Source organism: Streptomyces sp. NPDC020379 (assembly GCF_044387105.1).
Taxonomy (GTDB): domain Bacteria; phylum Actinomycetota; class Actinomycetes; order Streptomycetales; family Streptomycetaceae; genus Streptomyces.
Genome location: NZ_JBIRVR010000005.1, coordinates 278903 through 299354, shown reverse-complemented (window position 1 = coordinate 299354; position 20452 = coordinate 278903). Strand labels below are relative to the sequence as shown.

Below are 20452 nucleotides of genomic sequence, written 5' to 3'. Positions count from 1 at the left end.
CCTTGTTGCATAGGATGTGCATTTACTTATCAATGGCAGGAGGCGTGACGTGGTGCGTTCACCGGTGGTGCTGGGGATCGAGTCGTCCTGCGACGAGACCGGCGCCGGTCTGGTCCGGGACGGGCGGCTGCTGGGGCACGCGGTGGCCTCCAGCATGGACGAGCACGCGCGCTTCGGCGGCGTCGTGCCGGAGATCGCCGCCCGCGCGCACGTGCACGCGGCGGCGCCCGTGGTGCGGGCCGCGCTCGCCGACGCGGGGCTGTCGATGAGCGACATCGGCGCGGTGGCGGTGACCACCGGCCCCGGGCTGTCCGGTGCGCTCCAGGTCGGGGGCGCGGCCGCGAAGGGCTTCGCGTACGCGCTGGGCGTGCCGCTGTACGGGGTGCACCACCTCGCCGGGCACGTGGCCGTGGACACCCTGGAGCACGGCCCGCTGCCCGACCCCTGCATGGTGCTGATCGTCTCCGGCGGCCATACGTCGCTGCTGCTCGTACGGGACCTGGCGCGGGATCCGATCACGCACCTCGGTGACACGCTCGACGACGCGGCGGGCGAGTGCTTCGACAAGGTCGCCCGGGTCTTCGGCCTCCCCTACCCCGGCGGGCCCGCCGTCGACCGGGCGGCGCGCGCGGGGGATCCGCGGGCGGTGCCGTTCCCGAGGCCGCTCACGGGGCCTCGGGACGACCGCTACGCCTTCTCGTTCTCCGGCCTGAAGACGGCCGCCGCGCGCTGGGCGGAGCAGCACCGCGCGGCGGGGCTGCCGCTGCCCGTCGCGGACGGCGCGGCCTCCCTCCAGGAGGCGGTGGCGGACGTCCTGACGCGCAAGGCGGTCGCCGCGTGCGTCGAGCACGGCGTGGGCACGCTGGTGGTGGTCGGCGGTGTGGCGGCGAACTCGCGCGTGCGGGCCCTCGCGCAGTCGCGCTGCGCGGCGGCCGGGATCGAGCTGCGCGTGCCGTCCCTGCGGCTGTGCACGGACAACGGCGCGATGGTCGCCGCGGTCGGCGACCTGCTGGTCCGCGCGGGCGCGGAGCCGGCGCCGCTGGATCTGTCGATCGACCCCTCGGCGCCCCTGGAGTACGCGGCGCTCACGCCGCGGGCGGCCGTGCGCGCCGCCTGACGACATGAATGTGCCGCAGGTGGCAGACCACCTGCGGCACACCGAGCTCTTCTGCGGCCTTCCGCCTACCAGTTGGCGCGGGCGTAGTCCTTGAGGAAGCAGCCGTAGAGGTCCTCGCCCGCCTCGCCGCGGACGATCGGGTCATAGACCCGCGCCGCGCCGTCGACCAGGTCGAGCGGAGCGTGGAAGCCCTCCTCCGCGAGGCGCACCTTGTCGGGGTGCGGGCGCTCGTCGGTGATCCAGCCGGTGTCGACGGCGGTCATGAGGATGCCGTCGGTCTCCAGCATCTCCTGCGCGCTGGTGCGGGTGAGCATGTTGAGCGCGGCCTTGGCCATGTTGGTGTGCGGGTGGCCCGCGCCCTTGTAGCCGCGGCTGAAGACGCCCTCCATGGCGGAGACGTTCACCACGTACTTCCGGCGGGCCGTGGAGGCGGCCATCGCCGGGCGCAGTCGGCTGACCAGCACGAACGGCGCAGTCACATTGCACAGCTGCACTTCGAGGAGCTCGACGGGGTCGACCTCCTCCACCGTCTGGATCCAGGTGTTCGTGGCGTCCAGGTCGGGCACGAGGCCGCCCGCGTCGATCGCGGTGCCGGCCTCGACCCGCGCGAGCGAGGCGGAGCCGGTGGTCAGGGCGAGCTCGGTGAGCGCCTGCGGGGTGAGCTCGTCGTGCTTGGCCCCGGCCGGCGCGGGCAGCGCGGCCTGGGCGCCGCTGCCGAAGGCGCCGAAGACGACCGAGGCGGGCAGCTCACCGGCGGGCAGCGGGGCCGCCTCGGCGGCGACGAGCTCGCGGTAGGCGGCCGGGGAGCGGCGGACCGTCTGGGCCGCGTTGTTGATCAGGATGTCGAGCGGGCCCTCGGCGCTGACCGAGTCGGCCAGGGCGACGACCTGGGCGGGGTCGCGCAGGTCGATGCCGACGATCTTCAGCCGGTGCAGCCAGTCCGCGCTGTCCGGCATGGCCTTGAAGCGGCGGATCGCGTCGTTGGGGAACCGCGTGGTGATCGTGGTGTGCGCGCCGTCCCGCAGCAGCCGCAGGGCGATGTACATGCCGATCTTGGCGCGGCCGCCGGTGAGCAGCGCGCGCTTGCCGGTGAGGTCCGTGCGCGCGTCCCGGCGGGCGCGGTTCTCGGCGGCGCAGGACTGGCAGAGCTGGTGATAGAAGGCGTCGACCTCGACATACCGCGTCTTGCAGATGTAGCAGGACCGCGGGCGCTCCAGGATGCCGACGATCTGGGCGGTGGACGTGGCCGCGAGGGGGATGCCGCGCGTCTCGTCGTCGATCCGGTCGGCCGCGCCGGTGGCGGTGGCCTCGGTGACGGCCCTGTCGTTGGCGGTCTTGGCGGCTCGGCGCTCCTGGCGGCGGCGCTGCTTGACCGTGCGGTAGATCCCGGCGGTGGCGCGGCGGATCTCGATCGCCTGCGGGTGGTCGACCGGCAGCCGGTCGAGCTCCTCGAGCACGCTCAGGCAGACCGCCATGCGCTCCGGGTCGATGCCCGACTGGTGGACCGCACCGTCGCGGCTTTCTTCTGTGACCGTCATCGGCGCTGTCGTTTCCCAGTTCTTCTGATCTATTGAAGCTTCGAAGAACTGTACGTAGGCGGAGCCCGCCACGACAAACCCGAGCGCGGAACATCACACGATCCGGGTGCGCCCGGATCCCGGTACGGGTTACGAGCCGCTCACCGTACGTCACGACCGCCGGCCCGCCGCGGCGCGTCCACGAGGCCGCCGGTGCCCGCACGGACACACCTCACCTCCGACGGAAGACACTTTTCCGGAAAGGGAGTTGAGTATTTCCGCGATGAACTCCCTTACCCGTCAAGCCCCGGCACCACCCTTCACGGAAACCCGCACCAACCCTGAATGTATCCCATATGACTTATTGAGCTTTCCGGGTTAATTATGGTGTTCAGCGCCGATATTGGGCGAATCCCTTTGGATTCTCCGGCAACAATTGCCGCTCAACACCCATGAGAAAGGTTTAGCCATGTCGCGTATCGCCAAGGCCGCCGCCCTGACCCTCGCCGCCGGCGTCGCCGTTTCCGGCGCCGCGGGAATCGCTTCCGCAAACGCCGGAGCAGAGGGCGCGGCCGTCGGCTCCCCCGGCATCATCTCGGGCAACGCCATCCAGGTGCCGATCCAGATCCCGCTCAACCTCTGCGGCAACACGATCGACATCGTCGGTCTGCTGAACCCCACCTTCGGCAACACCTGCGCCAACGTCGACGAGGAAGAGCACTTCCACAGCCACCACGGCGGTCACGGCCACGGCGACCACGACCGCTGGTAACCCGCCCGCGCGGAGCGAGCTTCCAGCCGGCCGCATCCGCGCACCCCGCGCCGGGGAGGGGTCACAGTCAGCCGCCGGAGTCCTCACCTGCGCGTTCGTGGCGCCCATCATGTTCTTCATGGTGGGCGCCACCGCCATGTGCGGCTTCCTCACCACCGGGGTCGGCGGGCTTCCCCCTGGAGTGCGGGGCACCGGGCAGGTCGGGGATCTCGATGATCGGCGGCAGATCGGGGGTCAGGTGGGTGTGGCCGGACGTCATGGTGATACGCCTCCTGCCGTGCGGGAACTGCCGAGGAATGCGGACGTTCGAATTGCCGCCGCACCGGAGTACGTACGACGAGCCCCCCGCGCTCATCCCGGGGCGGGACTGCGGCCCGGCGGGGCGGTCGCCTGGCCGAGCAGTTCCCGGCGCAGCCGGGCGCAGGTGCGGCTGAGGATGCGGGAGATCTGCATCTGCGAGACGCCGAGGCGGGCCCCTATCTGCTTCTGGGTGAGATTTCCGAAGAAACGCCAGTACAGAACGTATTTCTCCCGCTCGGGCAGCGCGCTCAGCAGCGGTTTGAGGGCCTGCCGGTCGACGACGAGGTCCAGCGCGCGGTCCGCCCAGCCCAGGGTCTCGGCGAGCGGGAGGTCGTCGGCGCCGAGGACCGGGTGGTCCAGCGACAGCGTGTTGTGCACGCCCTCGGCGGCGAGGCCGCGGAGCACCTCCTCCTCGGTCAGCCCGGTCTCCGCGGCCAGCTCCGCCGGGGTGGTCCGGGCCCGCGCGTCCCGGTGCGCCAGGGCCGCCTGCGCGGTGCGGACGGCGGTGCGCAGCTCCTGGTCGCGGCGGGGTATGTGCACGGACCAGGCGTGGTCGCGGATGTGCCGCTTGAGCTCACCGTTGATGGTGGGGACGGCGAAGGTCTCGAAGGCGTGGCCGAGCCCGGGGTCGTAGCGGTCGACGGCGTTGACCAGCCCGAGGGCGGCCACCTGGCGCAGGTCGGCGGGGCTCTCACCACTGCTGCGGAAGCGCAGGCTGATGCGCTCGGCCATGGGCAGCCAGGCGGCGATCACCTCCTGCCGGAGGCGGTCGCGCTCCGGGCCGGGGGGCAGGGCCGCCAGGAGCACGAAGGCGTCGGCCGTGTCGGGGGCGTCGCGGGTGCGCCGCCGGTGGGTCGTCGTCTCGGCCATGATCACGCTTCTCCCTCGCTCACGCGCACACTTTCGCCGTGTGCGGGCGGCGCCGGTCAGGAGCCGGTGCCACCGTTCCCCGAGGCTCGGGCGACCGTCGCCGGCCACGATCACCCCAGCATCACGCGCACCGGAGGTTTACGCGACTCGGAGCAGTGCCACACGTACGCAGGGTGACCGCCGTTCCGCCGTTTTCTCGCCCGCGCGTCGGGTACCCGCCGACCGCGAGCCGCGTCCGCCACCGCACTGGAGGCCCCATGACCACGCACCCCCACACCACCGAGCCGGGCACGGGCGCGCTCACCGACGCCGAAGTGGCGGCCCTGGACGCGCACTGGCGCGCGGCCAACTACCTCTCCGCCGGGCAGATCTATCTGCTGAGCAACCCCCTGCTGACCGTGCCGCTGGAGCCGGAGCACATCAAGCCGCGGCTGCTGGGGCACTGGGGCACCACCCCCGGTCTCAATCTGATCCACACCCACCTCAACCGCGTGATCACGGCACGGGACCTGGACGTGCTCTGCGTTTGGGGCCCCGGGCACGGCGGACCGGCCGTGCTCGCCAACTCCTGGCTGGAGGGCAGCTACTGCGAGGTGTATCCGGACGTGAGCCGGGACGCGGAGGGCATGGAGCGGCTGTTCCGGCAGTTCTCCTTCCCCGGCGGGGTGCCCAGCCACGTGGCCCCGGAGACGCCCGGCTCGATCCACGAGGGCGGCGAGCTCGGCTACTCCCTCGCCCACGCGTACGGCGCGGCCCTCGACAACCCCGGCCTGCTGGTCGCCTGCGTCATCGGGGACGGCGAGGCGGAGACGGGACCGCTCGCGACGTCCTGGCACGCGAACAAGTTCCTCGACCCCGTGCACGACGGCGCGGTCCTGCCCGTGCTCCACCTCAACGGCTACAAGATCGCCAACCCCTCCGTCCTCGCCCGCCTCCCCGAGGAGGAGCTGGACCGGCTGCTGCGCGGATACGGCCACGAACCGCTGTACGTCTCCGGTGACGACCCCGCCCACGTGCACCGGGCGCTGGCCGCCGCCCTCGACCGCGCCCTGGACCACATCGCCACCGCGCAGCGCGTGGCCCGCGAGGAGGGCGTGCCCGACCGGCCGCACTGGCCGCTGATCGTGCTCCGTACGCCCAAGGGCTGGACCGGCCCCGCCGAGGTCGACGGGCTGCCCGTGGAGAACACCTGGCGCGCCCACCAGGTCCCCCTCTCCGGGGTCCGGGACAACCCCGAGCACCTGCGCATGCTGGAGAGCTGGCTGCGCTCGTACCGGCCGGAGGAGCTCTTCGACGCGCAAGGCCGGCCGCTGCCGCGGGTGTTGGAGTACGTACCGCGCGGCACCCGGCGGCTCGGCGCCACCCCGCACGCCAACGGCGGCCTGCTCACCCGCTCGCTGCCGCTGCCACCACTGGAGCACTACGCGGTGCCCGTGGAGAAGCCCGGCACCGCCCTGCACGAGCCGACCCGGGTGCTCGGCGGCCTCCTCGCGCAAGTGATGGCCGACACCGCGGAGCGCAGGGACTTCCGGCTCGTCGGCCCTGACGAGACGGCGTCCAACCGGCTGGACGCCGTCTACGCGGCGACGGGTAAGGCGTGGCAGGAGGAGACCCTGCCCACCGACGAACACCTCGCCCGCGACGGCCGGGTGATGGAGGTGCTCTCCGAACACCTCTGCCAGGGCTGGCTGGAGGGCTACACCCTCACCGGCCGGCACGGCCTCTTCTCCTGCTACGAAGCCTTCGTGCACATCGTGGACTCGATGGTCAACCAGCACATCAAGTGGCTCAAGACCTCCCGAGCGCTGACCTGGCGCCGCCCCGTCCCCTCCCTCAACTACCTGCTCACCTCCCACGTCTGGCGCCAGGACCACAACGGCTTCTCCCACCAGGACCCCGGCTTCGTCGACCACGTGCTCAACAAGTCGCTCGATGCCGTCCGCGTCTACCTCCCGCCGGACGCCAACACGCTCCTGTGCGTGACCGATCACGTGCTGCGCAGCCGCGACCGCGTCAATGTGGTCGTCGCGGGCAAGCAGCCCTGCTTCGACTGGCTCACGCTGGACGAGGCCCGCGTCCACTGCGCGCGGGGCGCCGGGGTGTGGACCTGGGCGGGCACGGAGACCGGCGAGCGGCCGCCGGACGTGGTGCTCGGCTGCGCGGGCGACGTCCCCACCCAGGAGGTGCTGGCCGCCGCCGACCTGCTCCGCAGGCACCTGCCCGGGCTGGCCGTACGGGTCGTCAACGTCGTCGACATGACGCGCCTGCTGCCGAAGGAGGAGCACCCGCACGGGATGTCCGACCCGGAGTACGACGCGCTGTTCACCTCCGACCGGCCGGTCATCTTCGCCTACCACGGCTATCCGTGGCTCATCCACCGGCTCACCTACCGCCGCACCGGCCACGTCGGCATGCATGTGCGCGGCTACAAGGAGATGGGCACGACGACCACGCCCTTCGACATGGTCGTCAGCAACGACCTGGACCGCTACCGCCTGGTCATGGACGTCATCGACCGGGTGCCGGGCCTGGGCGTGCGCGCGGTGCCGGTCCGGCAGGCGATGGCGGACGCCCGTACGCGGCACCACACGTGGATCCGCGAGCACGGCACGGACATGCCGGAGGTGCGGGACTGGACCTGGTCCGGCGCGGCCGCCCTCTCGTGAACCGGACCTGACAACCCCCGCAGCCACCCTCCAGCCACCCTCAGGACCACGAATGTGATGCGCGTCGGCATGACGCGCGTCACATCGGCGGCATCTTGACGGCGCGCACGTGTAATCGATTACCTGAGGCCCGCACGGAATCGATCACATCCCCCGCATCCGACGGAGCGCCATGGCGAACATCAAGGACGTGGCCGAGCGGGCGGGCGTGTCCGTCGCCACCGTCTCCCGGGTGCTCAACGGCCGCTCGCCCGTCGCCGCGACCCGCGACCGCGTCCTCGCGGCCGTGGCGGAGCTCGGCTACCGGCCCAACGTGGTGGCCCGCGCGCTGCGCACCGCCCGCACCCGCACGCTGGGGCTGGTCATCAGCGACCTCCGCAACCCCTTCTTCACCGAACTCGCCGACGCCGTCGAGCAGGAGGCCCGCCGGCTCGGCTACAGCCTGATCATCGGCAACGCCGGGGAGAGCCCACGGCAGCAGGACGACCACATCCGCACCCTGCTGGACCGGCGCATCGACGGCCTGATGGTCAGCTCCGCGGGCACCGGCTCCGCCATGCTCGGCGAGGCCGTCGCCTCCGGCACCCCGCTCGTCCTCCTCGACCGCCCGGTGCCCGGCGTCACCGCCCCGTGCGTACGGGCCGAGGGCCGCCAGGCGCTCGCCGACCTCGCCGCGCACCTCGCCGAGCTGGGTCGGCGCAGACCCGCCGTCATCGTGGCCCCCGCCGGGACGCCCATCGGCGACGAGCGGCTGGAACTCTTCCGGGCGGCCCTGGCCGGGCACCAAATCGCCCTGCCCGCCGAGCGGATCGTCTCCTCTCCGGACCTCTCCCCCGCCGGCGGGCAGCGCATGATGCGCGCCCTGCTGGACCTGCCGGAGCCGCCGGACGCCGTGCTGGCCACGGACAACCTGATGGCGCTGGGCGGGCTCGACGAGGTACGGGCGCGGGGGCTGCGCATCCCCGGCGACGTGGCGCTGGTGGCCTTCGACGACGTGCCGTGGTTCGCGCACACGGATCCGCCGCTCACCGCGATCGCCCAGCCGACACGGGATCTGGGCCGGGCCGCCGTGCACACGCTCCTGGAACGGATCGAGGGCCGCGAGGCCCCGTCGGTGCTGCTGCCGGCACAGCTCGTGCCCCGCCGCTCCTGCGGCGAACGGCCGCGGTCGGACCACTAGAAAGGACAGCACATGACCGGCGTCGAAGACGACGTTCCGGCCGGTGGCCGGGAGGTGCTGCGGGTGGAAGGGGTCACGAAGTCCTTCCCCGGCGTACGGGCGCTGGACGGGGTGGACCTGAGCCTGCGCGCCGGTGAGGTGCACGTCCTGCTCGGGGAGAACGGCGCGGGCAAGAGCACCCTCATCAAGATGCTCGCCGGCGCCCACCGCCCCGACGAGGGCCGCATCCTGGTCGACGGGCGGGAGGTGGCCATCCGCTCCGCGCAGGACGCCGAGCGCCTGGGCATCGCCACCATCCACCAGGAGTTCAACCTCGTCCCCCAGCTCACCGTCGCGGAGAACATCTTCTTGGGGCGGCAGCCGCGCACCGCGCTCGGCCTCGTGGACAGACGCGCCATGCGGGCCCGCGCCGCGGAACTGCTGCGCCGGGTACGCCTCGATGTCTCCCCCGCCACCCCGGTCTCGGAACTGGGCGTCGCCCGGCTCCAGATGGTGGAGATAGCCAAGGCCCTCAGCCTGGAAGCCCGCGTGCTGATCATGGACGAGCCGACCGCCGTGCTCACCTCCGAGGAGGTCTCGACCCTCTTCGGCATCGTCCGCGAACTGCGGGAGAGCGGCGTCGGCGTCATCTTCATCACCCACCACCTGGAGGAGATCGCCGCGCTCGGGGACCGGGTGACGGTGCTGCGCGACGGGCGCTCGGTGGCGGAGGTGCCCGCCGCGGCCGGCGAGGACGAGCTCATCCGGCTCATGGTCGGCCGCGACATCGCCGAGCAGTATCCGCGGCACCGCCCCGAGGCGCCGGGCGCGCCCCTGCTGAGGGTGCGCGGGCTGACCCGCGGCGGCGGGCCGGCCCCGGGCTTCGCCGACGTCTCCTTCGAGGTGCGGGCCGGTGAGGTCGTGGGCGTGGCCGGGCTGGTGGGCGCGGGCCGCACCGAGGTCGCGCGGGCGCTGTTCGGCGTGGACCGCTACGACGCGGGCACGGTCGAGGTGGACGGCAGGGCGCTGGCCCGCGGCGACGTACGGGCCGCGATGCGGGCGGGGCTCGGGCTCGTCCCCGAGGACCGCAAGGGCCAGGGCCTGCTCCTGGACGCCTCGTTGAGCGACAACCTCACGCTGGCCCGGCTCGACCGCGACACCCGCGGCGGGTTCGTGGACCGGCGGGCGCAGCGCCGCGAGGCGGCGGCGGTGGCCGAGCGGCTGAAGGTGCGGATGAGCGGCCTGGAGCAGTCGGCGCGCACGCTGTCGGGCGGCAACCAGCAGAAGGTCGTCATCGGCAAGTGGCTGCTGGCGGGCACCCGGCTGCTGATCCTCGACGAGCCGACGCGCGGCATCGACGTGGGCGCGAAGGTCGAGATCTACCGGCTCGTCAACGAGCTGACGGCCGCGGGCCGCGCGGTCCTGATGATCTCCAGCGACCTGCCGGAGGTGCTCGGGATGAGCGACCGGGTGCTGGTGATGGCCCAGGGGCGGATCGTCGGTGAGCTCGCGGGCGAAGAGGCCACGCAGGACGCGGTGATGGAACTCGCGGTCCGGGTGCCGCACACGGACAGGAACACGGTGCAGAGCGCGATGGAGGACTCCGATGTCGGCTGAGGTGCTTCGGGCGCCCGGGATCACTCCCGGGCAGTGGTTCACCAGGGCGGTGCTCCGCAACGGCCCGCTGGGCGGGCTGATCGCCCTGGTCGTGGTGATGGCGGCGCTGTCGCGGGACTTCCTGAACGGGCAGAACCTCCTCAACGTCGGCGTCCAGGCGTCGGTGACGGCGATCCTCGCGTTCGGGGTGACGTTCGTGATCGTGTCGGCGGGCATCGACCTGTCCGTCGGCTCGGTGGCCGCGCTCTCGGCGACGGTGGTCGCGTGGGCCGCCACATCCCATGGGCTGCCGGTGGTGGTGGCGCTGCCGCTGGGCCTCGCGGTGGGCGTGGTGGCCGGGCTGGTGTCCGGCGCGCTCGTCGCGTACGGCCGGCTCCCCGCCTTCATCGCCACGCTGGCGATGCTGTCCGTCGGCCGCGGCCTCGCGCTCGTCATATCGGGCGGCTCCCCGATCGCCTTCCCCTCCTCGCTCGGCCGGCTCGGCGACACCCTCGGCGGCTGGCTGCCGGTGCCGGTGCTCGTGATGGTCGCGATGGGGGCGATCGCGGCGCTGGTGCTGGCGCGGACGTACACGGGGCGGACGATGTTCGCGATCGGCGGCAACGAGGAGGCGGCCCGGCTGTCGGGCATCGACGTCCGGCGCCGCAAGCTCGTCGTCTACGCGCTCTCCGGGCTGTTCGCCGCGGTGGCGGGCATCGTGCTGGCCTCCCGGCTGACCTCGGCGCAGCCGCAGGCCGCGGTGGGCTACGAACTGGACGCCATCGCCGCCGTGGTCATCGGCGGGGCGAGCCTGTCCGGCGGCTCGGGCAAGGCGTCGGGCACGCTCATCGGCGCGCTGATCCTCGCGGTGCTGCGCAACGGGCTCAACCTGCTGTCGGTGTCGGCCTTCTGGCAGCAGGTCGCGACGGGCCTGGTCATCGCGCTGGCCGTGCTGCTGGACACGCTGCGCCGCCGGAGCGCGCGGTGAGGGGGCGTGCGGGAGCAGTGGCCGCGGCGGCGGTGCTGGCCGGCGCCCTCGCGCTGAGCGGCTGCGACCGCGGCGGCCATACGGATCTGGGGCTCGCCCTGTCCACGATGAACAACCCGTTCTTCGTGGGCATCAAGAAGGGCGCCCAGGAGGAGGCGAGGGCCCGCGGCCTGAAGATCAACATCACGGACGCACAGAACGACCCGACGCAACAGATCAATCAGATGGAGACGTTCACCAGCCAGAACGTCAAGGCGGCGGTCATCAACCCCGTCGACTCGGACGCCGCGGTGCCCGCGGTGGGGGTCGCCAACCGCGCGGACGTGCCGGTGATCTCCATCGACCGCGGGGTCAACGGCGGCAGGGTCGGCTCGACGATCGCCTCCGACAACGTCGCGGGCGGGCGGCTGGCGGCGCGGACGCTCGCCGAAGCGGTCGGCGGCAAGGGGAAGGTGGCGTTCCTGGAGGGCCTGCCGGGCACGTCGGCCGCCCGGGAGCGCGGCAAGGGCTTCGAGGAGGGCATCCGGGCCTACCCGGGCGTCGAGGTCGTCGCCCGGCAGCCCGCCGACTTCGACCGCACCAAGGGCATGGACGTCATGGCGAACATGCTCCAGGCGCACGGTGATCTCTCCGGTGTCTTCGCCGCCAACGACGAGATGGCGCTCGGCGCCTCCAAGGCGCTGGGCGCCCGCTCCGGCAAGGGCGTGAAGGTCGTCGCCTTCGACGGCACGCCGGACGGCATAGCCGCCGTGCGGGACGGTGCCCTGACCGCGACCGTCGCCCAGCAGCCCAGGCTGCTCGGCAGGCAGGCGGTGGACTGGGCGGTCCGGGCCGCGCGGCACAAGCCGCTGCCGCGCGAGGTGAAGGTTCCCGTGGTGCTGGTGACCCGGGAGAACGCCGCGGGCTTCGCGGGCTGAGAGGGTGAGGGGCATGAACGGGAAGAAGAAGATGTACGACGTGCTGGTGGTGGGCTCGGCCAACGCCGATCTGACGGTGCGGGTCGGCCGGCGGCCGGACGCGGGCGAGACGGTGCCGGGGTCCGATCTGGTGGAGTCGCCCGGCGGCAAGGGCGCCAATCAGGCCGCCGCGGCCGCCCGGCTCGGGACCCGTACGGCCCTGCTGGCGAAGGTCGGTGACGACGCCTATGGCGAGCTGGTGCTGGCCGGTCAGCGCGCGTCCGGCGCCGAGGTGCGGCACGTCGTGGTGGAGGAGGGCGCCCGGACCGGCACCGCGATGATCGTCGTCGGCGCGGACGGCGACAACAGCATCGTCGTCTCCCCCGGCGCGAACGCCCGCCTCTCCCCGGCGGACGTGCGGGCGTCCCGGGAGGTGATCGCCGGCTCCGCGGTGGTCTCGCTGCAACTGGAGATCCCGGAGGAGACCGTGCGGGAGGCGGTCCGCGTCGCCCGGGAGACGTCCACCCGCGTCGTGCTCAACCCCTCGCCCGTGCCGGCGGGCGAGCTGGATCCCGAACTCCTGGAGGCCGCGGACCCGTTGGTCGTCAACGAGCACGAGGCCCGGCGGATCTCGGGGCTCCACCGCGCGGAAGCCCGCGAGTGGATCACCGCACTGCGGAAGTCGGGCGCGCGTTCGGTCGTGGTGACCCTGGGCGGGCGGGGCGCGCTGGTGCTGGACGCCGCGGACGACGAGCCGGTTCCCGTGCCGGGGGTGTCCGCCGAGGTGGTCGACACCACCGGCGCCGGGGACGCCTTCACCGGAGCGCTGGCGGGTCGCCTGGCCACCGGCGCATCGCTGCTGGAAGCGGCGCGGTTCGCCGTGCGGGTGGGGGCGGCGGCGGTGACGAAGGACGGTGCGCAGCCGTCGTACCCCACGCTGTCGGAGCTCCCGGGATAGCGAGTTCGGTCCGCATATCGTCAACCGAGTTCAACTATCGAACAATTGGCTGTATCTCGTGGGTGACTTCGTGTCGCCACGCGGTCGCTCCGCGATACCGTCGGCGTCGAGGTGAACGCGGTGCCGGACGGTACGGATGAGGAACGCCGGGTCCGGGCCGCTCCGACTCGATCTGGAGGACCGACATGTTCCGTGACCGTCCCCGCCGCACGCTGAGCATCGCCGCCGCCGCGATGGCCGCCGCCGGCGCCGTGACGATCAGCGTGCTGTCCCTGCAACCCGCCGCGGCCGACGGGGACAAGGACCTCCGCCTGACCACGGTGCAGAAGACCGGCACCGAGCCGCAGAACCCCCGGACCGGCGACCACTGGGTCAGCTACTTCGACCTGCACACCACGGCCACCGACAGGGACGGCAAGGAGACCGCGGGCAAGCGCGTCGGCGACGCGAGCGACCGCTGCGATGTGGTCCTGGCGCGCTACGAAGGCATCGTGACCCAGTGCGAGCGCGTCCTGCGCACCGACCGGGGCACGCTCGTCCTCACCTCCCTCACGAACCGCTTCGGCCGCGGCCCCTACCCGACGACCGCGGCCGTGACGGGCGGCACGGGCAGCTACGCGGGCGCGAAGGGCGAGGCCCGCATCACGCTGACGGACGGCGGCGCGGCGTACCGCATCCAGCTCCGCTGACCCGCCGACAGGGCCGCGCCCGCGGGGAGCCGCCCGTCACCGGGCGTCCTGGGCGGGCCCGGCCCTGACCCGGGCGATGAGCAGCGCCACGTCGTCCTGGTCGTTGCCCTCGCGCAGCGAGCTCAGCAGCAGGTCGCAGGTCTCCTCCAGGTCCTGGGGGGCGTCGGTGAGTACGGAGAGCAGGACGTCCAGGCGGACGTCGATGTCCTCGTCGCGGGTCTCGACCAGGCCGTCGGTGTAGAGGACGAGCTGATCGCCGGGGGCCAGTGGCAGGCTGACGCTCTCGAAGGGGACACCGCCGACGCCCAGCGGCGCCCCGGCGGGCAGGTCGAGCAACTCGGGGCGGTGGCCGGGGCGTACGAGGACGGGCGGCAGGTGGCCCGCGGTGGCGACGTGGCAGCGGGCTTCGTGGGGGTCGTAGACGGCGTAGACACAGGTGGCGATCATCTGGTCCAGACCGGTGGCGGTGTGGTCGAGGTGGTGCAGCACCCGGTCGGGGGCGATCCCCAATTGGGAGAGCGTACGGGCGGCGGTGCGCAACTGGCCCATGGCGGCGGCCGCGTTGATGCCGCTGCCCATGACGTCCCCGACGACCAGGGCGCTCTTCTCCCCGGCCTGCGGGATGACGTCGAACCAGTCGCCGCCGACGTTGCTCGCGGTGCCCGCGGGCTGGTAGCGATAGGCGATCTCCAGGCCGACCAGGTGCGCGGGCCGCTGCGGGAGCAGATTGCGCTGGAGGGTGAGGACCGTGCTGCGCTCGCGCTGGTACCAGCGCGCGTTGTCGATGCTGACGGCGGCCCGCGCGGCCAGCTCCCCGGCGAGCGCGATGTCGTCCTCGCCGAAGGGCCGGGGGTTGCCGATGCGCTTGAGGTCCAGCACGCCGAGCACCTCGCCCCGGGCGATCAGGGGAACCGCGAGGTAGGAGTGCAGTCCGGCGCGGGCCAGCAGCTCGGCGGCCGCCCCGTCACGGGCGATGCGGGGCAGGTCGCGCTCGTGGACCCGGGCGACACACACGGGCCGCCCGGTGGTCACACACCGGGTGACCAGCCGGTCGGCCGCGTACTTCGCGATCTGCCCCGGCGGGTCGGCGGCACGGACGGCGTCGGTGGACCCGGCGGATTCGGTGGAGGCCACGGCGAGCGCGCGGAAGACGGCGGCGTCCCCGTCCGGCGGGACGGCGCGCTCACCGGCGAGCACCGTGTCGAGGACGTCGACCGCGGCGACGTCGCCCAGGCCCGGCACCACGGCCTGGGCGAGCTCCTGGGCGGTGCGGTCCAGGTCGAGGGTGGTGCCGATGAGCACGGACGCGTCGGCGATCAGCGTCGTGCGGCGCCGCGCCTCGTTGTTGGCCCGGTGCCGGTCGGTGACGTCGACGACGGAGGTGGCGAGGCCGAGGGTGCGCCCGGCGGGGTCCTCCAGGCGGTAGTACGAGACCAGCTGGGCCTGGTCGTCGGAGACACCGCCACCGGCGCGGCCCACGGCGAACCGGTCCAGCAGCGGGGTGCCCGTGGCCAGCACCTCGCGCATGGCGGACTCGATCTCGGCCACGTCCGCGAGCGGCAGGGCCTCGCCGACGTGGCGGCCGAGGTGTTCCTCGGCGGACAGGCCGTGGATGCGTTCCAGCGCGGGGTTGACCATGACGAAGCGCAGGTCGGTGTCGAGGACGGCGAGGCCGATCGGCGACTGGGCGACCAGCCGGAGCGAGAGGGCGAGGTCCCGCTCGACGTGGCGGAGGACTTCCTGGTCGGTGGCCATTCCCAGGGCGTAGAAGTCCCCGCCGCGGTCCTCCAGCCGCATGTTGCGGAACTCCACCAGCCGGGCGGTGCCGTCCTTGTGCCGGGCGGGGAAGACGCCGGCCCAGGACTCGCCGCCCATCACCTTGGCGAACAGTTCGAGCACCGGCTCCAGGTGATCGTCGATGACCAGCAGCTGGGCGGCGTACCGCCCGAGGGCCTCCGAGGCGCTCCAGCCGAAGAGGGCCTCCGCCTGCGGGCTCCACAGGACGATCCGTCCCTTGCGGTCGAGGACGACGGCGGCCACGTTGAGCACGTCCAGCAGGCCGCCCGGCTCGTAGGGCGCGCCCGCGGCAGTGCCGGGTTCCGACCGGTACGCGTCGGTCGTCCCCATCGAGGTCCTCCTTCCGCCCCAGCGGGTGGTGCGGCGGCCTCGCACCGGTCGGGCCGGACCGGCACGTCACCCCGGCCCCGCTCCTCCGCCATGTCGCCGCGGCGACTTCCATGGTCTCTCCGAACCCGCCCGGTGCGCAGCCTGTGCGCGTTCGCGCATGAGCCGGGATGCGGGGCCGCGCCGTCCGCTCCACGGTGGCGCCCGCGGAGGAAGCGGAGGAAAGGGGGCGTGGGCCTACGGGGGTCGCGCGAGGCGAAGCCGGGCCGGAGGCGGCCTACCGGGCGGGAGCGGGCAGGGCCAGCGTGAACCAGACGGTCTTGCCCCTGCCCTTGGCCGAGGGCCGGTGGCCCCACTTCGTGGCGATCTGCTCGACGAGCCACATCCCGCGCCCGTTCTCGCTGTCCGCGCCCGCCTCGCCGCAGCGCGGCAGGTGTCCGCCGGTGTCGGAGACCTGGGCGATCAGGTGTCCCCGCGCCCGGGTGAGCACGAGCTCGATGTCGCCGACGGCGTCGGTCACGTGGACCACGGCGTTGGTGACCAGCTCGGAGAGCAGGAGGGCGGTGTCCCCGACGAGCTCGTGCAGGCCCCACTCGGCCAGCAGCCCTTCCGAGAAGCGGCGGGCGGCGGCCACGGAGCGCACGGTCGGGGGCAGCGAGATCGCGCGGGAGGGGTGCGGCGCGGGGTGGTACGGCTGCCGCGGCGCGGGCGGGCTGTGCATGCACAGGGGAAGCCCGGCTGCCCAGGAGGGCCGGAGGCTGTGCCGTGGTGCCACGGCCCACGCGGCGGGGACGCTGGTGACGGCGTCGGCCGGGTGCGGATGACTCACGGTGTCGCGGCTGATTGCAGGCATCTGACTCAAGGGCGGTCGAGGTAGGGCGAAGGGCGCCGGGCGGGGACGTGTCTTTGGCGCCGGTACGGTCCTGGGGGGCTGTTTCCGGACCGCTGGTCTTCGCTGTGGTTCCCCCCACATTCGCGCGCTTTTCGCCAGAGGTCTATACCCATTATGTGACCAAGGCCGTGCGGAGTGCTATTGCCGCAGGTGACAGACGTTGTGGGCGACATAAAGTCCCCATCGACGCCGGGGTGACGGGCCCGCCGGCCCGCCACCCCACGCAGGGGCCGTGCCTACTTCGGGCACTCCTTCCAGGCCAGGTGGTAGACGGTGTTGAGGTTGCCGTCGGTCGAGTCCATGGTCATGTAGCTGGTGGTCTTGGTCGGGTCCGAGGTCCCGGCGTTGACACGCAGCTCCGTGTTGATGTTGAAGTTGCGCTGCTCGCCGCACGGCGCCCAGACCAGGGACGCGATGTCGACCTGGTCGGTCGCCTGCCAGTTGTCGGCGTAGGCGCCCTTGAAGTTATGGACGCTGGGGACGGTCTGGGACTGCCCCTGGAAGTAGTACGACGCCTTTTCGGCGCCGACCGCGCCGTCCTCCAGCTGGGCGTAGCCGCGGTAGTCCGCGCTGGCGATGGCGTAGGTGAAGCCCTGGGGGACGTGGACGATCAGGTTGAGCTGACAGTTCTTTCTCGCGTCGGTCGGCTTGGACCCCAGGCCCACCTGGGCGAGGTAGTCGCTGTAGGTCACCGTGAAGGCGGTGTTGTCGGGCGACACGGCCACCGCGGCGGTTCCCTGCGGGCAGCCCGAGCCGTTCACGGTCGCTATCTCGATCACGATCTTGTCCGGCGGCGGGTTGACGATGACCGAGGGCCCGTACGTGGAGAACGGGGCGCTGAACAGCGCCGCGATCGTGGCCCCTGCGAAAAGACCGGCGGGCATGGCTCTCCAATCGTTGTCCTGGACTGAGCGGGCGCATTCCGGCCGGACGCCGGGGACGGATTCCGGAAACGGAATGAGTGAGAACTGAACGAATTCAGGGCATGATCATGACAAGTCATGCCCTCGGATGACCCGTGGGGACGGGAGCGTTCGAATGGTAGGAGGCGGCACACGGCTCCGCCAGAGTCGGCGTCGGCCATGCGGCCTGTTGGCCGGTAATGACCGACGCCCGACTCCGTTCACTTGGCCGAGAGTTCGGGGAACGCGTGGCTCAAGTGAACACAGAGGAAGGAAATCAGCACCGCCGCCGTGATCACACCGAGGCACCCGAAGACATCGCGCAAGGTGCTCGCCAGGGGACCGAGGGGCGGCCTGGCCGGTGGGGGCGAAGAGGCGGGCGGCGCCGGACGGTCGGACGGGGGCGGCGGTCCGGACGAGGACGGAGGCCGGACCGCCGGGGGCGACGGCTGCGACGGGGGCCTGGGACGCGGCAGGGACGGAGCGGAGGGCGAAGGCCGGGACGGGGACGGTGCGTCGGTGCGACCGTCATGCCTGGGCGGGCTGTGCATGCGGGGAACCATTGCGCCTGACGGGGTCGGGGGCGGATCGCGGAGCGGGCTCGATGCCGTACTGGGCGGCCTGGAGCTCGTACATCGAGCGGTAGAGCCCGCCCTCGACGGCCATCAGCTCCTCATGGGTGCCTTCGCCCACGAGGTGTCCACGGTCCAGCACATAGATGAGGTCGGCGGTCGCGGTCGCGGCCAGCCGGTGGGTGATCAGCAGGACGGTCGTGCCCTCGTCGGTCAGCGTCCGCAGCGAACGGAACGCCTCCGCCTCGGCCTTGGGGTCCAGCGCGGAGGTGGGTTCGTCCACGATGAGCAGGGGGGCGCGGCGGTAGCGGGCCCGGGCGCTGCCCAGCCGCTGCCACTGGCCGCCGGAGATCTGGATGCCGCGCTCGAAGCCCTTGACGATCAGGCTGTCCCACTGGTGCGGCAGGGACTTGACGACATCGGTGGCATCGGCGTCGGCGGCCGCACGCTCGATGAGGTCCTGGTCGAGCCGCCGCCCCGGCCTGCCGATGTGGATGTTGGCCCGGGCGGTCATGGGCCAGCGGGGGAAGTCCTGGGAGAGGACGGCGACCTGGTCGAAGAGCTGGTCCCGGTCGGCCTCCCGGACGTCGACGCCGTTCCAGGACAGACATCCCGACGTCGGCAGATAGAGCCCGGCGACCAGCTTGGACAGGGTGGTCTTGCCGGAGCCGTTCGCACCGACCAGGGCCACGACCTTGCCGGGCGGAATGGCCAGGCTGATCTCGTAGAGCGCGGGCACCGTGGTGTCGGGATAGACGAACGACACCTTCTCCAGCCGGATCTCGCGCACCCCCGCCGCCAGGGGCGCCCCGCCGGAGGGGATGGCGTGCCGCTCGGCGGTGCGGCAGGCGTCCTCCAGGTCGGCCAGATACATCGCCTCCTCGTAGAGGCGGTTGACCTGGATCACCAGGGAGGTGAGCCCGGCGCCGCAGGCGCGTACGGCGATCACGGCAGTGCCCGCGATCGCCAGCGGCACTCCCCCGGACGCCAGCAGCAGCCACAGCACGCCGTACGCGGCGACGGCCGCCAGCCCGGACAGCGCCGAGGACGCGCCCTGGGTGACCGCCTGGGCGCGGGCCAGGCGCTGCTGCTCCTTCTCCATGGTGGCCGCCATGTCGTCGTAGGCGTCGACGAGCATCCGGCCCGCGCCGTGGACGCGGATCTCGGCGGCGGAGTCCTGGCTGGTCAGCGTGGAGGTGATGACGGAGATCGCGCGCCGGTGCTCGATCCAGGCGTGCCGCGAGGCGTACTGGCGGCGGGCGGAGACGACCGCGCCCCAGCCCTTGGGCGCCGCGATCAGCAGCAGCATGAACACCAGCGACGGGTGCAGCAGCGCCAGCACACCGGCGGCCGAGACCAGCCCGATCAGGGCGTTGACGACGAGCACCGAGGAGCCGAGCATCATCCGCACCGAGTCGGTGCCGAAGCGGCCGGCGTCGAGCTTGCGGTGGAAGTCCTTGTTCTCCAGCGTCGCGAGCTCCACCCGGACCGCGGTGCGGTAGAAGCGGGCGGTGCACACCCGCTCCACCTTGGGCTCCAACTGCCCGGCGGCGGCCACGGAGACCGAGGCGAGCAGGGCGGAGGCCGCGCTGACCGCGGTGACGGCGAGCAGGGCGGGCAGCGCCCGGTGGATCCGCTCGGGAGTGGGCCCGGCGGCGAAGAGGGCGACGAGCACCTGATTGGTGGCCACCAGCCCGAAGGCGCGGGCGGCGCCCTGCCCCAGCTCGGCGCCCAGCAGGGTGAGCAGCGCGGCGGGGTCCTCGCGCCAGGCGGCCTTCGCCACCGTGCCGACCGTGGCCGGGAACTGCCGCGCGATCGACCGGAAGGTGAGCCTCAGGAGGGGCTTCTCGTGGTCCGTGAACGGCGCGTCGCACCGCAAGGCGCCGCCGAACAGGAGCAGTTCGCTCACCGAGACGGGGATCGTCCGTGGTGGCCGCCCCTTGAGGACGGTCATCGTGCCTCCGGCCGGTCGCTCGCCGCGGCGGGCCGGCGCTCCGGGGCGGCGGTCCGTGGGCCGCGGGCTCGCGGGTCGTTCCGGGGCTCGGTTCGGGCGGACATGGCGCCTCCAGGGTTCGGTGGACGAAGTGGTGGGGGTGCGCTCCCGTTCTTGGGCAGGGCCCATGGGCATGCGGATGCCGCAGGGGTGGGCGGCGACGTGCCGAGGAGTCGGAGTGGGGTGGCGGGCCCCGGCGGACGGCGGTGCGGTCCGGTACAACCGTCGGCGAACGCGGGGGTCCGATGTCCGTTTCCGGACAGGAAGGACTCTATCTTCCCCTGCGCGCCGGGGAGTTCGGCATCCGGCACTTCCCCGCGGACGGTTCACTCGTTCAGGTACAAAACAGTGCCGGTTCCTGGGAAGTGACGGGCACTCACCTACGGGGGCCGCGCACGCACGGAACCCGGACCTCTGGTCGGAGATCCGGGTTCCGGTGAG

The 20452-nt window shown here is 72.7% G+C and carries 14 protein-coding genes and 1 pseudogene; 8 read left to right on the top strand and 7 right to left on the bottom strand.

The genetic code is table 11. The features are described from left to right. Positions 1-52 precede the first annotated feature (52 nt). On the top strand, positions 53-1117 hold the full coding sequence (gene tsaD / locus ACH427_RS09430) for a tRNA (adenosine(37)-N6)-threonylcarbamoyltransferase complex transferase subunit TsaD (protein ID WP_398868906.1): 1065 nt from the start codon (positions 53-55) through the stop codon (positions 1115-1117). Positions 1118-1182: 65 nt separating this feature from the next. On the opposite strand, the gene ACH427_RS09425 is transcribed toward tsaD, so the two are convergent. Beyond that, on the bottom strand, positions 1183-2655 hold the full coding sequence (locus ACH427_RS09425; RefSeq protein WP_398868837.1) for an SDR family NAD(P)-dependent oxidoreductase: 1473 nt from the start codon (positions 2653-2655) through the stop codon (positions 1183-1185). 448 nt (positions 2656-3103) lie between these two features. Here ACH427_RS09425 and ACH427_RS09420 point away from each other — a divergent pair, with 448 nt between their 5' ends. After that, entirely contained in the window at positions 3104-3406 is a 303-nt protein-coding gene (locus ACH427_RS09420) for a chaplin (RefSeq protein WP_398868836.1), read from the top strand. Positions 3407-3473: 67 nt separating this feature from the next. Here ACH427_RS09420 and ACH427_RS09415 read toward each other — a convergent pair whose 3' ends face one another. Together ACH427_RS09415 and ACH427_RS09410 are read right to left on the bottom strand one after the other, a co-directional pair. Further along, complete coding sequence (locus ACH427_RS09415) at positions 3474-3665, bottom strand: hypothetical protein (protein ID WP_398868835.1); 192 nt, start codon at positions 3663-3665, stop codon at positions 3474-3476. Between the two features lie 92 nt (positions 3666-3757). Next, the gene (locus tag ACH427_RS09410) at positions 3758-4576 is read right to left on the bottom strand and encodes a SigB/SigF/SigG family RNA polymerase sigma factor (RefSeq protein ID WP_398868834.1); all 819 of its coding nucleotides are present in this window, start codon (positions 4574-4576) and stop codon (positions 3758-3760) included. A gap of 257 nt (positions 4577-4833) precedes the next feature. Here ACH427_RS09410 and ACH427_RS09405 point away from each other — a divergent pair, with 257 nt between their 5' ends. The 6 genes and pseudogenes from ACH427_RS09405 (at position 4834) to ACH427_RS09380 (ending at position 13528) form a co-directional block, all read left to right on the top strand. Beyond that, positions 4834-7242 (top strand): phosphoketolase, encoded by a 2409-nt coding sequence (locus ACH427_RS09405; RefSeq protein ID WP_398868833.1) that lies wholly within the window; start codon positions 4834-4836, stop codon positions 7240-7242. A 172-nt stretch (positions 7243-7414) separates the two neighbouring features. Then, positions 7415-8422, top strand: a complete 1008-nt coding sequence (locus tag ACH427_RS09400) for a LacI family DNA-binding transcriptional regulator (RefSeq protein WP_398868832.1) — start codon at positions 7415-7417, stop codon at positions 8420-8422. Between the two features lie 12 nt (positions 8423-8434). After that, complete coding sequence (locus ACH427_RS09395; RefSeq protein WP_398868831.1) at positions 8435-10018, top strand: sugar ABC transporter ATP-binding protein; 1584 nt, start codon at positions 8435-8437, stop codon at positions 10016-10018. Then, positions 10008-11902 (top strand): annotated as a pseudogene (locus ACH427_RS09390) (substrate-binding domain-containing protein). The gene ACH427_RS09395 and the pseudogene ACH427_RS09390 overlap by 11 nt, the downstream one beginning before the upstream one ends. A gap of 31 nt (positions 11903-11933) precedes the next feature. Beyond that, entirely contained in the window at positions 11934-12839 is a 906-nt protein-coding gene (locus tag ACH427_RS09385; RefSeq protein WP_398868905.1) for a ribokinase, read from the top strand. A gap of 185 nt (positions 12840-13024) precedes the next feature. Further along, complete coding sequence (locus ACH427_RS09380) at positions 13025-13528, top strand: hypothetical protein (protein ID WP_398868830.1); 504 nt, start codon at positions 13025-13027, stop codon at positions 13526-13528. Between the two features lie 36 nt (positions 13529-13564). On the opposite strand, the gene ACH427_RS09375 is transcribed toward ACH427_RS09380, so the two are convergent. The 4 genes from ACH427_RS09375 to ACH427_RS09360 form a co-directional block, all read right to left on the bottom strand. Further along, entirely contained in the window at positions 13565-15655 is a 2091-nt protein-coding gene (locus ACH427_RS09375) for a SpoIIE family protein phosphatase (RefSeq protein ID WP_398868829.1), read from the bottom strand. 274 nt (positions 15656-15929) lie between these two features. After that, the gene (locus ACH427_RS09370) at positions 15930-16505 is read right to left on the bottom strand and encodes an ATP-binding protein (RefSeq protein WP_398868828.1); all 576 of its coding nucleotides are present in this window, start codon (positions 16503-16505) and stop codon (positions 15930-15932) included. 275 nt (positions 16506-16780) lie between these two features. Continuing rightward, a complete protein-coding gene (locus ACH427_RS09365) occupies positions 16781-17428 on the bottom strand; it encodes a DUF4360 domain-containing protein (RefSeq protein ID WP_398868827.1) in 648 nt (215 codons plus the stop codon). A gap of 546 nt (positions 17429-17974) precedes the next feature. Next, positions 17975-19972, bottom strand: coding sequence for an ABC transporter ATP-binding protein (locus tag ACH427_RS09360; RefSeq protein WP_398868826.1), 1998 nt, complete (start codon positions 19970-19972; stop codon positions 17975-17977). Positions 19973-20452: the final 480 nt, after the last annotated feature.